General features: G+C 48.8%; 14 protein-coding genes and 1 pseudogene. 6 read left to right on the top strand and 9 right to left on the bottom strand.

Annotated elements, in window-relative coordinates; genetic code table 11:
* Positions 1–15 precede the first annotated feature (15 nt).
* Entirely contained in the window at positions 16–216 is a 201-nt protein-coding gene (locus KXJ70_RS08105; RefSeq protein ID WP_219042905.1) for a YdcH family protein, read from the top strand.
* 272 nt (positions 217–488) lie between these two features.
* Positions 489–1271: a methyltransferase domain-containing protein gene (locus KXJ70_RS08100; RefSeq protein ID WP_219042904.1), complete on the top strand. Its 783-nt coding sequence runs from the start codon at positions 489–491 to the stop codon at positions 1269–1271.
* Between the two features lie 2 nt (positions 1272–1273).
* On the opposite strand, the gene KXJ70_RS08095 is transcribed toward KXJ70_RS08100, so the two are convergent.
* From KXJ70_RS08095 to KXJ70_RS08085, 4 genes are all read right to left on the bottom strand, one after another.
* Positions 1274–1735 (bottom strand): Mpo1 family 2-hydroxy fatty acid dioxygenase, encoded by a 462-nt coding sequence (locus KXJ70_RS08095; RefSeq protein ID WP_219042903.1) that lies wholly within the window; start codon positions 1733–1735, stop codon positions 1274–1276.
* Positions 1736–1824: 89 nt separating this feature from the next.
* Positions 1825–2193 carry a PPOX class F420-dependent oxidoreductase gene (locus KXJ70_RS08090; RefSeq protein ID WP_219042902.1) on the bottom strand — a complete coding sequence of 123 codons (369 nt, stop codon included), beginning with the start codon at positions 2191–2193 and terminating at the stop codon, positions 1825–1827.
* Between the two features lie 329 nt (positions 2194–2522).
* A complete protein-coding gene (locus tag KXJ70_RS19330) occupies positions 2523–2648 on the bottom strand; it encodes a hypothetical protein (RefSeq protein WP_255558224.1) in 126 nt (41 codons plus the stop codon).
* A gap of 286 nt (positions 2649–2934) precedes the next feature.
* Positions 2935–3678 (bottom strand): glycerophosphodiester phosphodiesterase family protein, encoded by a 744-nt coding sequence (locus tag KXJ70_RS08085; protein WP_219042901.1) that lies wholly within the window; start codon positions 3676–3678, stop codon positions 2935–2937.
* Between the two features lie 163 nt (positions 3679–3841).
* Here KXJ70_RS08085 and asnS point away from each other — a divergent pair, with 163 nt between their 5' ends.
* The gene (gene asnS, locus KXJ70_RS08080) at positions 3842–5236 is read left to right on the top strand and encodes an asparagine--tRNA ligase (RefSeq protein WP_219042900.1); all 1395 of its coding nucleotides are present in this window, start codon (positions 3842–3844) and stop codon (positions 5234–5236) included.
* A 56-nt stretch (positions 5237–5292) separates the two neighbouring features.
* On the opposite strand, the gene KXJ70_RS08075 is transcribed toward asnS, so the two are convergent.
* Entirely contained in the window at positions 5293–5718 is a 426-nt protein-coding gene (locus tag KXJ70_RS08075; protein ID WP_219042899.1) for an Rrf2 family transcriptional regulator, read from the bottom strand.
* Positions 5719–5858: 140 nt separating this feature from the next.
* On the opposite strand from KXJ70_RS08075, the pseudogene KXJ70_RS08070 reads away from it, so the two are divergent.
* A pseudogene (locus tag KXJ70_RS08070) lies at positions 5859–6167 on the top strand (group I truncated hemoglobin); the annotation flags it as partial.
* A 106-nt stretch (positions 6168–6273) separates the two neighbouring features.
* On the opposite strand, the gene KXJ70_RS08065 reads toward KXJ70_RS08070, so the two are convergent.
* Complete coding sequence (locus KXJ70_RS08065; RefSeq protein WP_219042897.1) at positions 6274–8166, bottom strand: VacB/RNase II family 3'-5' exoribonuclease; 1893 nt, start codon at positions 8164–8166, stop codon at positions 6274–6276.
* Between the two features lie 355 nt (positions 8167–8521).
* Here KXJ70_RS08065 and KXJ70_RS08060 point away from each other — a divergent pair, with 355 nt between their 5' ends.
* Both KXJ70_RS08060 and KXJ70_RS08055 read left to right on the top strand, forming a co-directional pair.
* A complete protein-coding gene (locus KXJ70_RS08060) occupies positions 8522–9907 on the top strand; it encodes a PhoH family protein (protein ID WP_219042896.1) in 1386 nt (461 codons plus the stop codon).
* Positions 9908–10060: 153 nt separating this feature from the next.
* Positions 10061–10309 (top strand): hypothetical protein, encoded by a 249-nt coding sequence (locus tag KXJ70_RS08055; RefSeq protein WP_219042895.1) that lies wholly within the window; start codon positions 10061–10063, stop codon positions 10307–10309.
* A gap of 2 nt (positions 10310–10311) precedes the next feature.
* Here the strand turns inward: KXJ70_RS08055 and KXJ70_RS08050 are convergent, their stop codons facing one another.
* From KXJ70_RS08050 to hslV, 3 genes are all read right to left on the bottom strand, one after another.
* Entirely contained in the window at positions 10312–10695 is a 384-nt protein-coding gene (locus KXJ70_RS08050) for a gamma-butyrobetaine hydroxylase family protein (protein ID WP_219042894.1), read from the bottom strand.
* A gap of 90 nt (positions 10696–10785) precedes the next feature.
* Entirely contained in the window at positions 10786–12102 is a 1317-nt protein-coding gene (hslU, locus tag KXJ70_RS08045) for an ATP-dependent protease ATPase subunit HslU (protein WP_219042893.1), read from the bottom strand.
* Positions 12103–12128: 26 nt separating this feature from the next.
* Positions 12129–12668 (bottom strand): ATP-dependent protease subunit HslV, encoded by a 540-nt coding sequence (hslV, locus tag KXJ70_RS08040; RefSeq protein ID WP_103684373.1) that lies wholly within the window; start codon positions 12666–12668, stop codon positions 12129–12131.
* Between the last annotated feature and the right edge of the window lie 67 nt (positions 12669–12735).

The following is a 12735-nucleotide window of genomic DNA, read 5'->3' as shown; positions in this document are numbered from 1 at the left end:
GAACTTCGCTTAAAAATGGACAGAATGCCTTCCATAAGCGCACGTATTTTGCTTTTGCAGATTCGTCATCGTGCTCTGGATACGGAAATAACTGAGCTGGCTTTGAATCCATATCAAAACCAGCTGCTTTTGCAGCGCTTAAAGAAAGAAAAGTTGCGCATCAAGGATGAAATACAGTGGTTGAAAGACGAGCTTATTCCGGACCTAGATGCGTGAAGCGGGTCTGGCAGCATGCTTTGTGAGATATATCTCACAAAGCATGCTGCTGTTATCTGCTTTTACTTCCTTAGCAAGCGGGCATAATAGTCAGCGTCAGGATGACTTAGGCATTCAATGGATTGGGTGCGACAATGGATGTCGAAATTATAGAAGCCGGAGCAATTGCTCCGGCTTTTTTTTGCATTGAGCTTTTGTGATGACTTGCTTAAGCTGCGCTCTTTCTTGAGCCTCCTGCAGCGATTTCCATTTTATGACAGTGCGCGTTTGCCATGATAGATCGTAACTTTGACGGTATCGCTGAGCGCTTCCAAAAGAATATCTATGGAAATGCCAAGGGGGAGCTGCGGCTAGCTTTGTGTTGGCGAGAGTTAATCGACAAGCTGCCTCTGTTAAGCGCAAATCAGCCGATGTCGATATGGGACGCTGGCGGTGGTCTGGGGCAAATGAGTGTTCGAATGGCTGAGCTAGGCCACTCAGTGCTACTTAACGATATTTCTTCCGACATGCTCGAGTTGGCGCGCCATAGTATTAGTCAGGCAGGACTGACTTCGCGTATCGATGTATCAAATACCGCTATACAGACGATTAGTTCAAGCGCTGAGTATCAAGGCTCCTTTGATTTGGTGCTGTGTCATGCGGTGCTTGAGTGGGTCGCCGATCCTGAAGCCGTGATCTTTGCTCTGGTCAGGGGGATGCGCCCTGGGGCCTATCTGTCCCTGATGTTTTATAATCGCAATGCGCTTATTTTGAGTAATATGGCCAAGGGTAATCTCTATAAATTACGGGATAGAGATTTTGCAGGGCATCCCGGTGGGCTGACGCCGCCCGCGCCGCGACAGCCGCAAGAAGTAATAGAGCTATTGCAGCAGGCGGGACTTGAGGTGCTTGCTAAGCGCGGCATTCGCTTAGTTTACGATTTAATGCCGCGAGCAGTGCGGGCTGAGAGAAGTATCGACGATGTGCAGGCGCTTGAGTGGCAATATGGTGCAGAAGAGCCTTTCTGGTCGCTGGGGCGTTACGTGCATTTACTTTGCCGGTTGCCCCAAGATTAACTTTAGGCGTCGCGAAAACGAATGCCGAATTTGTCGTACACCGCGCCCAAAATCCAAAGTGGCCCGATTAATAAAAACAAAATATCAGTAAAGAAAGATGGCTTTTGGGCTTCTTTCTTGTGGCCAATAAACTGAAAGACCCAAGCGATGATCCATATGGTGGCAGCGGGTATCCACAGTGGAAAAGCGACATAACTTTGGTAGGCCATAATTGCTGCGGCGAGAAGTAATACGAAGGGCAGCATGCCCAGCGCTAGCTTTCCCGATAAATAGCCGTAAAAGAACATGGCGCCAATTAAGATAATCTGACCAAGATTGACCGGCGTGGCGGGTATTTGCACCAGCCACAGTAGGGCTACGGTGCATACGGCAATTGCGGGTACACACCAATAATGGATGCGTTTATTGCCAGGATTTTGGTGCGAAGCGTTATATTCGTCTAGCCATTGGGTCAGGTTGCGCACAGCAGATCTCCGCTACTCAATCAAAAAGCTTAAGCTAAGTGAATGATTAAAGTGGGTCAATGGCCTCATTGACATTGTTGTTTGGCAATCTAAGTCAGGTCGATGCGGATAAATGCGCGAGTTTTCTTGCGTCCGCCAAGGGCTGCTCCTAAGTCTAATAGACGCATTTGCAGGCCGTATTTTTTTACCAGCTGGCGATGCGCTAGCTGACTTTCGGCGTCATCGATTAAATGGGCACTGCCGTCAATATTATCGCCAAGTGGTTTGCCCGTCACCGTACACGGCGCTATTTTACATTCGCTAAAGTTGCGAACCCGTTTGACTTTGCCTGCTTGGCCGGCTGAAAAAATATAAAGTGTGTTGTCATCGCCGGCGCACCAAACTGGGGTTGCCACAAAACTGCCGTCCCGCTTTTTTGTACTGAACAAAATATAACTAGTTTGGTGTAATGGCGTCATGATGTTAAATCCAAAGGATATTGATAATTCCTAGTGTGTGTGGTGAATGAGTCACTTGCAATATTAGGGTAAAAGGCTGTGGGGGGTTGGTTTTTGGGACGAGCTTGAGAAGGGAATTAGCCGCCGATGTTTGGCGGCTAATTTTACTTCTTATCTGAGTATGGAGATGGTTTTATTGTGACTCAGAAGAGTGTGGCGATGCAGTAAAACAAGCCTGTAAAAACGATGGAGATCAGGCTGAATTTTGCACCTTGCTGAGCTATGTCGCTAATTGTGCACGCGCTAACGGTGTGCGAGTTCATTTTTAAATCCTCTTTAGTAGAATGGTGCTAGATCAAGCTAACAAAGCAAGATGCAATGCCGACAGCAACAATCGCTAGTAGGCTGTATTTTGCGAGCAATTCGCCGATAACGTTGGTGTCTTGGTTAAGTACTGCTTGCTGTAATTGAGTCATGGTAGTGCTCCGTCTATAAAGTTTTGTGTGTGTCTTGATGACGTAGTCAGTATACGAAGAAGCAATAAATAATTGGGTTACACCGCGTGCGTCGTAGTGTCGCTAAAATAATGTTGTTACATGTTTTTTTAATCATTTGGACAGAATGGCGGGTACGTAAAAACAAAGACTTAGCGCATCTATTACCGAATATTTAGGCGGGTGTTATATGGGTGTAATGATGGCTCGCGAGTTAAATTGTTGTAATGACAGGGAAAAATCACCCAGCGACCGCAGTTTTTACTGACTACTTTCCTGTGTTTAAGGCAAAATCTTTGAGAAGTTCACCGATTAAAAAGGTTTCTACGGCGACAGCGCCCCGGCTAAACCAATCCTCGGCTTCTGTTTTACTCCCTACTTCATAAATTAAAATAGGCCAAGGTAGCGTACTTAAATGAAGATCAATCGGTGCGCAGTTGCGGTCGCAGAAAAGAACTTCGGGCTGCAACTCTACCAGTGCAGCTGATTGCGGATCTGGCCATACGTCAAACACGGCGCCAAAACGCTGCCAGCCCTCGTGCAAAGCAAGGCGAAGAGCGCTGAGTTCAAAGCTGATCAGAATACTGCGCGACGCGACGGGGCGCAGGGTATTGATAACGGCGTCGACTACAATTTGCTCGCCAAACTGAGTTAGGCTCTCTTCTTTGATTTCGACATAGGCGTTCACGGCTGGATTGGTCTGCAGCAGGGCGACAATATCACTGAGTCGGCACATCGGGTTATCGGGAAATGCATTGCCCAAGCGATAACTTTCGGTGGCAAAAAACGTGTCTAGCTCGGCGGCGGGGTAATCCCAAATGAAGCCTTCACGCTGGCACATCCGCATTAAGTTGGCGTCGTGAAAAACATAGGGGATATGGTCGGCGCTAAGTTGAACGTCGAGTTCAATATTCACAGTACCGGCCTGAATGGCTTTTTCAAAGGCGATGAGGGTGTTTTCTGGGTAGTGTTGTCGCCAGCCGCGGTGGGCTACAAAGTTCTCTACTTGCATATCAATTTCACCGCGGTTGGAGTTTTATAACAGTATCCAATTTATCTTAGCTGGAATAAAGTGCGCAGCTATTGTCGTATCAAAATCCCGAGTCGGCAATGACTACTGCTATTGGGTTTGCGAGCCTATAATGCGAGTCTAGCGATAATTTTTTGGAGATCATATGTCTGCAGTATCGATAAAAGCCCTATTGGCGGGACAGCGTGAACCGGGTTGCGAGGTAACAGTTCAGGGCTGGATTCGCAGCCGTCGTGATTCAAAAGGTGGGTTTTCGTTTTTAGCTGTCCATGACGGTTCGGCCCAGTCGTCCATTCAAGTCGTCGCACCGGGTGAGCTTGCAAACTATGAGATCGATATTCTGAAGCTAACCGCTGGTTGCTCCGTCGTTGTTACTGGCGACTTGGTTGCATCACAGGGTAAGGGTCAGAGTGTTGAAGTTCAGGCAAAGCAGATTGAAGTTTGTGGCTGGATTGATGATCCAGATACCTATCCCATTGCAAAAAAGCGTCATAGTTTTGAGTATTTGCGCACAGTTGCGCATCTGCGGCCGCGCACTAATACCTTCGGCGCCATCACCCGAGTGCGAACAGTATTGGCTAATGCCGTACATCGCTATTTTTACGAGCGCGGTTTTCAGTGGATTAATTCACCGTTAATTACGGCGAGCGACTGCGAAGGTGCAGGCGAAATGTTCCGCGTTAGCACCTTGGATTTAATGAATTTACCGCGTACTGATAATGGTAGTGTCGATTTCGGTGAAGATTTCTTTGGTAAAGAAGCCTTCCTCACGGTGTCTGGGCAGTTAAATGCCGAGGCGTATTGTTTAGCCATGTCTAAGGTCTACACTTTTGGGCCTACTTTTAGAGCAGAAAATTCAAATACCAGCCGTCACCTCGCCGAGTTTTGGATGGTGGAGCCAGAGATTGCCTTTGCTAACTTAGACGATGACGCGGCACTGGCTGAAGATTTTCTGCGTTATTTGCTATCGCAAGTTTTAGAGCATTGCGAAGACGATCTCGCCTTTTTTAATCAGTTTGTAGACGATGGCGTATTAGCTCGTTTGCAAAAAGTAGCGAGTACTCGTTTTGAGCGAATGGATTACAGCGACGCAATTACAATTTTAGAAAAATCGAAGAAGAAGTTTGAGTTTCCTGTGCGCTGGGGCTTAGACATGCAATCTGAGCACGAGCGCTATTTGTGCGAACAGCATGTTGGCGGGCCTCTCATCGTGACGAACTACCCCAAAGACATTAAAGCTTTTTACATGCGCATGAACGATGACGAGAAAACCGTTGCCGCGATGGATGTGCTTGCCCCCGGTATTGGCGAAATTATTGGTGGTAGTCAACGTGAGGAGCGTCTCGATGTACTTGAGCGACGTATGGCCGAACAAGGGCTGGATGGACTTGAGTGGTACCGGGATTTACGCCGTTACGGCACGGTGGCGCATGCCGGCTTTGGTTTGGGTTTTGAACGCCTGCTGAACTACATCACCGGTATGGAAAATATCCGCGATGCGATTCCTTTTCCGCGAACGCCAAAACATGCCGATTACTGATTGATGCAGAATATAAGCTGCATTGCACGTCGACGCTCTTGGGCTTTAACTCAATGTTATTTTTCTGAAAAAAGAATGGCCTGGGTTTCAGAGTCCAAGATGTCGGCGAGCTTGTAATTCTTTAAAGCATCAAGAAATGCGTTCATGGCGTTATCTAACAAACTCTTTAATTTGCAGCTGCGTATTATGCGGCAGGGTTGCTCGCTGCAATTAATCGGTTTTAGCGTGGTTTCAAAATGGCTAACCACATCTATTAGTGCTATTTCCTCAGCTGGCTTTCTTAAGCGAATGCCTCCTCCTTTCCCTCTTAATGCTTCTACATAACCTAACCTAACCAACTGCATAACTACTTTCGAGATATGGTTCGTGGATATGTCGTAATAGTCGCAGATATGCTGAATAGTCGTCATTTGGTCGCTGGGTAGGTGGCCGAGAAATATCAAGGTCCGAAAAGCATAGTCTGTCTGTTTGCTAAGTTTCATCGTTAGAGGGTTGCGTTGAGGTAAATGGTGGGAGTACTATACCTCTTTTAAAGATGCATTTAAATTGCATGTTATTGCTGGAGTTGATTAATATGACAACATTGTATGAACGAATTGGTGGTTAGGCGGCGGTTGACGCGGCGGTTGATATTTTTTATGACAAGATTATGGCCGATGATCGAATTAAAGCATTTTTTGAAAATATCGATATGTTCGCGCAGGCGCGCAAGCAAAAATTATTTTTAACGATGGTGTTTGGTGGCCCGAGTGAATACACCGGCCGAGATATGCGAGGTGCGCATGCGGGGATGGGGATTGATGATGGCCATTTTAACGCCGTGGTCGAAAACCTAGCGGCCACATTGAAAGAGTTGGGTGTGAGCGATGGGGATATTGCTGAAGTTGCAAAAATAGCAGAAAGTGTTCGCGATGATGTGCTAAATCGCTGATAAAGATGCGGTTAGCTACTATTGTAAAGTGCGACTCGATTCTGGTGTTATTCTAAGCAGAATCGAGTCGGGCTCGCGCTAAAACTCGATAAGGAAATCGTTGTTGCTAGGCAACCAATAAAAACATCAATTTGCGTTGGAAATCGTCTAGCTCAGATGTTTTTACCCTTACCAGCTGTTCAAGCTGGAAGGATTGCTTGTCGTTAAACAGGCGCAGGGTGTCTGCGTCGAAGCTTAATTTTTCTGGAATAGTACGCGCTTCCACAAAGCCGCTGATACCGGTATCAAGTAGTTCAACGGTGAAGCCGCCGCCGTTCACGTGAGCAATGCGAGCTTCGTAAACGGTGTCGGTAGTGTTGCGGGCTAGGTACTGATATTGCAACCACTGTTCCATTTGCTTGCTAGCTTGTCTTCCATTGCGGATTGCGTCTTGCAGTGCCGCGAGTTCAGCTTCATTGGGTAAAGTTGGTGTCGTGTTATTAAGTTTGGCGCGTATGCAGCGTTGAACTAATAGGTCGCTATATTTGCGGAGTGGCGAGGTAAACGTCGTATAGCACTCTAAGCCTAGGCCAAAATGCGGTCTTGCTTCCACGCTTAGCTCTCCTGGCTGCAGCATCCGCGCAAATATGCTGCGCAATGGTAGAGCAGAGTCGCTGTGTTCGCAGGCTTGGATGAGTGCCTTATAACCAGATAAGTTTTCGAATTGGCAGTCGGCTAAATTAGGCATTTCTTTTGCGATGACGGCGCGGACATTGTTATAGCGATCCTCGCGTAGTCCAGCATGCGACACATATAGAGCTGGCGAATCTGCTAGCCATAGCGCAGCGCTGCGGTTGGCTGCCAACATGCATTCCTCTACCAAGCGGTGCGCATCGTTGCGCTCAATTTTAGTGATGTTTTCAATTCTGCGCTGCTCATTCAGCTGGAAATGGAAGTCAGCTTGCTCGGGCATCACAATGTGGTGTTCGCTGCGGTATTGTCTCAGCGCGAGGCTGGCCGCATACAAATCTTTCAGACAAGTTTGACCTAAGTCCATGTCACCATGGAGGTCGGCGTTAACGTCGTGATAGCTCAATTTGGCACGCGATTGAATCATTGCCTCGCTAAATTGAATGTCGCTGATCGCGCCGTCTTTGCCGACCTGTACGCGGCAAACGATGGCGGTACGATCTTCACTTGCAAGCAGTGAGCAGCTTCCCTGAGAAACGGGGTTTGGCAGCATCGTTTGGGTGAAGCCGGGTAGATAGACTGTGTTGGCGCGCTGTAAGGCGGCTCGGTCTAGGGGGCTGCCTGGCGCTATAAAGGCGCCAGGATCGGCTACCGCAATGTACAGAGTCCAGCCACTGTCGTTGGCTTGAGCCCAAAGTGCATCGTCGATATCGCGGGTTTCCGCTGAGTCGATGGTAACAAAAGGAATGTCGCGAAGATCGCTGCGGTTCGCGGCGTAAAGGTCATCACCAATGCTACTGTCCTTCGGCCAATCCTTCGGTAACTTGAATTTGCGTTGGGTGTATTTACCTTCAATACCGGGGTTGTCGGGACTGCCGATATTTTCTAGGACTTTGACCTGCGACTTGCCATCTTTAAAGGGGTGCTGAGCAACCTGACAGTACAGAAAGTCACCTTCGTTGCATTTTTTGCGTTGCGATGGCGGAATGAAAAGTAGCTTATTGAAACGTGGTAAGTCTGGTTCGATAAAGTGGCCTTGGCCGCGGACGACATAACGCCCAGTAAAGCAGTCTAGTGGGCTGTCTAATAGTTTTTCTAATTCCGCTTTGAACTTACCTTTGTCGTCGGTGAGAACGTTGATGCGAACCCTGTCGCCGGGGAAAACCCTTTGCATGTCATCGGGAGCAAGAAATACATCGCGACCGTCGTCTAGACGTACAAATCCAAACCGCCGCTGGCTGCCGCGGACTTCGCCGTCGCCTTGATCTTTGGATTCAACGATTTGGGTTTTTAGCTGGCTGAGCTGTTGCAAGGCATTTTTGTCGAGCATGGATCGATGGTACCTGTGTTCGGGTCGCGAAAAAGGGGTACAGGGTAGCGGAAATGCGTGGCGGAGTCTTCCGATATCACCGTAATAACGGTTGACAATCATGGCCATCGCTTTTAATAATCAAGCTACGCTGTGTTGTATGGAAAGGTATATTGCCGTCACACCTTCTTGGCCTTCGGGCTGACAGTCACATCCCCTTTGCGCGCTGTACCCGCTCAGCCTCGCTATATCAGCCCTACGCTCTGCGAGCTGGCATTTTCTTCCCTGGTTTCCCCTTTATCTGGTTCCGTAAACTGGCCTTGCTTGGCAGTAATCGGTGTCGGCTTTCTTTTTTGTTGTTAACAGAGAGTGCCCTATGGAAAAAATCTTTGTTCTTGATACTAACGTGTTACTGCATGACCCAATGGCGCTGAGCGCCTTTCATGAACACCGGGTGGTTATCCCGATGACGGTGCTGGAGGAGTTAGATCATATCAAGGACAGGCGCGACAAAGATGTAAGTCGCGAGGCGCGAATAGCGATTAACGCCATCGATAAAATTCTATTCAACGCGAGCCCAAAGGCGATTCAAGAGGGGGTTCCTATCCCTAATGCGCGCAGCGATAGGGGTAATGGCACATTGGCCATATTTCCTGATCAATTAATTAATCATGATGTACCGGCGCCGTATCTTGATGGCAGTCAACAGCAGGCAAATGACAATCGCATTATTAATGTGGCGCTGCATTTGCAGGTAAAGAATCCCAAGGCTTATGCGTGCTTAGTCACCAAAGATATCAATATGCGCTTGAAGGCCAAGGGTTCGGGCTTGGAGAATGTAGAAGACTATCGCAAGGATCGTGTCCTGGAAGATATTCAATATATGGCAAAGGGTTACGAGCATTTGCCGGGCAATTTTTGGGACCAGGTCGACAAGGTTGATACCCTGAGAGAGGGTGGGCAAACCCTTCATGTACTGAATCGCGACGTGCTGCCAAAGGTCCATATCAACGAATTTTTATACGATGATAGTGGCTTTGCCAGTATGGTCAGGTCAGTGGATGAAGATAAGCTGGAGCTGCTCGATTTAAGCCGAGATCAGCTGATGCATCAGCGGATGTGGGGCTTGAGTCCGCGGAATTTTGAGCAGGCTATGGCCTTCTTTTTGATTTCGCGCCCGCATATCGATATGACGGTGCTCACTGGCCCCGCCGGCTCAGGTAAAACACTCATTGCACTGGCTTATGGTCTGCACGCGATTTTAGAAGAAAAGCGTTTTGACAAGATGATAGTGGCGCGCTCTACGCCACCAATGGCTGAGGATATCGGCTTTCTTCCCGGCACCGAAGAAGAAAAAATGGCGCCGTGGTTGGCGGCATTTGAAGATAACCTCGAAGTCTTGCACGGTACGGACGAGTCTCCTTATAGCAGCATCGAATATGTTAAAGACAAGGCCAATATTCAGTTTAAATCATTAAATTTTATGCGCGGACGCTCCTTCAATAATGCCTATATTGTGATAGACGAGGCGCAGGGGCTGACGCAGTTTCAATTGAAATCAATAATTACCCGGGTGGGTGTTAATTCAAAGATTGTGGTGCTGGGAAATTTAGCCCAGATCGATAATAAATATATTTCGCCGCTGACCTCGGGGCTTACCTATCTTGTTGAAAAGAGTAAAAACTTTGAGCACGCTGGGGTTATGCATGTTAACGGTATTGAGCGCTCGAGATTGGCCGCATTTGCAGAGGAGAATTTGTAAGCACTGGGCTTGAGTTTCGCGGCTTAGGGTTGTGGTGGCATTTGCCACTACACCCTAGCTTCTCTCCATGTCAATACGGTTAAATGCGTCTTTGAGTAGGGCTGCCAGCGGCGTATGGTGATAGTTTCTAAAACCACGTTGGCGTTTGAGGCTATGACACTTATTCAGGAACAGCGCGACGGGCGCCCAGCAATCCCTGAAAATGCGCTCGATTTGCTAACAGATATGCAAAAAGCAGCTTTGCGTCGCATCGAGAACTTTGGCTGGACACTTAAATTTATTCGGCAGCCCAGTTTTGAGCCACCACTCGTGGTCGTTGAAAACTCGACTGGCGTCAATATCGGCGTCTTGGAAGAGGACGGCGGGGTGAATCTTAGTCCGCGAATTATATTGCGTGATTAACCTTAATTAAAAAATTTAACGACCTGCTCATCGGGGTCGCGGCTCGCCTTGTTCTCATCCAGTTTTTGCAGATACCTCTTCCACAATTCATCTTGTTGATCGCAGAGTTCGCGCAAATACGTCCACGAAAAAATTCCGCTGTCATGACCATCGCTAAACACCAGTTGCAGGGCATAATTGCCAACCGGAATTAGTTCGGTGATATTGACCTTGAGCTTTCCTATCTGCAGGGTTTCTTGGCCCGCCCCGTGACCGCGAACCTCTGCTGAGGGTGAGTGCACGCGCAGGAACTCGCTGCTGAGTGAAAACCTGTCGCCGCTGGCGTAGCTGAGCTCTAGCTGCTGAGACTGTTTGCGGAATTTAATATCGGTGGGCGCTTGGCTCATGGTGGTGTCCGTAATTGGCTTGATGCTGGACGGGAGATGGGAGACGCAAACTCAACAGCATTTCCCGTCTCCCGTGCCGCGTTTCGCGTATCAGAGAATAAAGCGGCTTAAATCTTCATCTTTTGCCAATTCACCGAGCTGCTCTGAAACATAATCTCCGTCAATGGTGATAGTTTGCGCTTCACCAGCATCGAAGGAAATACTTTCTAGTAAGCGTTCCATCATGGTGTGCAGGCGGCGGGCGCCAATATTTTCAGTGCGTTCATTCACTTCCCACGCGGTTTCGGCAATGCGACGAATGCCGTCTTTGGTAAATTCTATTTTCAGGCCCTCGGTGGCGAGCAGTGCTTGGTACTGCTCAGTTAGTGAGGCGTGGGGTTCGGTGAGAATACGCTCAAAATCTTCCGGTGTGAGTGCGGATAATTCTACTCGAATCGGTAAGCGGCCCTGCAATTCCGGTATTAAGTCTGAGGGCTTGCTTAAGTGAAACGCACCAGAGGCAACAAAAAGAATATGGTCGGTGCGAATCACGCCGTGTTTGGTGCTCACGGTACAGCCTTCTATAAGAGGCAGTAAATCGCGTTGTACACCTTCTCGTGAAACGTCGGCGCCGCCGGTTTCCTGACGTTTTGCTACCTTGTCAATTTCATCAATAAAGACAATGCCATTTTGCTCTGCGGCTTCTAATGCGCGAGACTTTAGGTCTTCCTCATTAATCAGCTTGGCGGCTTCTTCATCCTGGGCCTGTTTGAGCGCAGCTTTAACGCTCATGCGGCGGGTTTTCTTTTTGTCGTTACCTAGCTTGGAAAACATACCCTGTAGCTGGTTGGTCATTTCTTCCATGCCGGGCGGTGCCATAATCTCCACGCCGATGGGGCTTGCGTTCAACTCGATGTCGATCTCGCGTTCGTCGAGTTCGCCTTCTCTGAGTTTCTTGCGAAATAGTTGGCGGGTGTTGTCAATGCGTTCTTCGCCATTGCTCTCGCCGCGAGCGGGGGGCAACAGAATGTCGAGTATGCGTTCCTCTGCGGCATCGGCGGCGCGATGTGCAACTTGCTCCATTGCTTGTTCGCGATAAAGCTTTATTGCCACGTCTACCAAGTCTCTGACGATGGACTCGACATCGCGACCCACATAGCCTACTTCGGTGAACTTGGTGGCTTCTACTTTAATAAATGGCGCATTCGATAGCTTGGCAAGGCGGCGGGCGATTTCGGTTTTACCGACACCGGTGGGGCCGATCATCAAAATATTCTTTGGGGTGATTTCATTGCGCAGTGATTCTTCTAGCTGCATGCGGCGCCAGCGATTGCGCAGGGCAATGGCCACGGCGCGTTTCGCGTCGTTCTGGCCAACAATGTGTTTGTCGAGTTCGTGAACAATCTCGCGGGGCGTCATATTAGACATTAGTTACTCCGAGGGCGCGGTGGCGCTTAGTATTCTAGTGATTCGATGGTGCGGCTGTGATTGGTGTAAATGCAGATGTCGCCCGCAATCGTTAAGCCTTTTTCTACAATGTCGCCAGCGCTTAACTCAGTGTTGTCCATGAGGGCACGGGCGGCTGCGGTCGCGAAAGAGCCGCCGGAACCGATGGCGATCATATTGTCTTCGGGTTCGATAACATCGCCGTTGCCACTGATGACGAGGGTGGTTTCTTTGTCCGCCACAATTAACAGTGCTTCTAGTTGGCGGAGTGAGCGCTCGCTCCGCCAGGCTTTGGCAAGCTCTACGGCGGCGCGAACTAATTTACCGGAATGTTTTTCGAGCTGAGCTTCAAATAGTTCAAAGAGGGTAAAGGCGTCGGCGGTACCGCCGGCAAATCCTGCCAGAACTTGATCTTTATATAAGCGGCGGACTTTACGGGCATTGCCCTTCATCACAGTATTACCCATGGTGACCTGTCCGTCGCCGCCGATGACAACTTGATTGTTACGGCGAACGGAGAGAATTGTGGTGCCGCGAAACTGTTCCACGCGGGACTCCTTATCGTTAAAAAGGTGGGTTTATTAGGTGTTGATGACCCTAGCAGTCTGCTAAGAG

The sequence above is a fragment of the Zhongshania aquimaris genome, from assembly GCF_019312595.1.
Taxonomy (GTDB): domain Bacteria; phylum Pseudomonadota; class Gammaproteobacteria; order Pseudomonadales; family Spongiibacteraceae; genus Spongiibacter; species Spongiibacter aquimaris.
This window is presented reverse-complemented; position numbering and strand designations above follow the sequence as displayed.

What these genes read in the sequence shown, in the direction of transcription:
- KXJ70_RS08090 (WP_219042902.1), bottom strand. Translation starts at nt 2,193, where the DNA reads ATGACGCCATTACACCAAACTAGTTATATTTTGTTCAGTACAAAAAAG.
- KXJ70_RS08050 (WP_219042894.1), bottom strand. Translation starts at nt 10,695, where the DNA reads ATGAGCCAAGCGCCCACCGATATTAAATTCCGCAAACAGTCTCAGCAG.
- KXJ70_RS08100 (WP_219042904.1), top strand. Translation starts at nt 489, where the DNA reads ATGATAGATCGTAACTTTGACGGTATCGCTGAGCGCTTCCAAAAGAAT.
- asnS (WP_219042900.1), top strand. Translation starts at nt 3,842, where the DNA reads ATGTCTGCAGTATCGATAAAAGCCCTATTGGCGGGACAGCGTGAACCG.
- KXJ70_RS19330 (WP_255558224.1), bottom strand. Translation starts at nt 2,648, where the DNA reads ATGACTCAATTACAGCAAGCAGTACTTAACCAAGACACCAACGTTATC.
- KXJ70_RS08105 (WP_219042905.1), top strand. Translation starts at nt 16, where the DNA reads ATGGACAGAATGCCTTCCATAAGCGCACGTATTTTGCTTTTGCAGATT.
- KXJ70_RS08060 (WP_219042896.1), top strand. Translation starts at nt 8,522, where the DNA reads ATGGAAAAAATCTTTGTTCTTGATACTAACGTGTTACTGCATGACCCA.
- KXJ70_RS08075 (WP_219042899.1), bottom strand. Translation starts at nt 5,718, where the DNA reads ATGAAACTTAGCAAACAGACAGACTATGCTTTTCGGACCTTGATATTT.
- KXJ70_RS08055 (WP_219042895.1), top strand. Translation starts at nt 10,061, where the DNA reads ATGACACTTATTCAGGAACAGCGCGACGGGCGCCCAGCAATCCCTGAA.
- KXJ70_RS08065 (WP_219042897.1), bottom strand. Translation starts at nt 8,166, where the DNA reads ATGCTCGACAAAAATGCCTTGCAACAGCTCAGCCAGCTAAAAACCCAA.
- KXJ70_RS08085 (WP_219042901.1), bottom strand. Translation starts at nt 3,678, where the DNA reads ATGCAAGTAGAGAACTTTGTAGCCCACCGCGGCTGGCGACAACACTAC.
- hslU (WP_219042893.1), bottom strand. Translation starts at nt 12,102, where the DNA reads ATGTCTAATATGACGCCCCGCGAGATTGTTCACGAACTCGACAAACAC.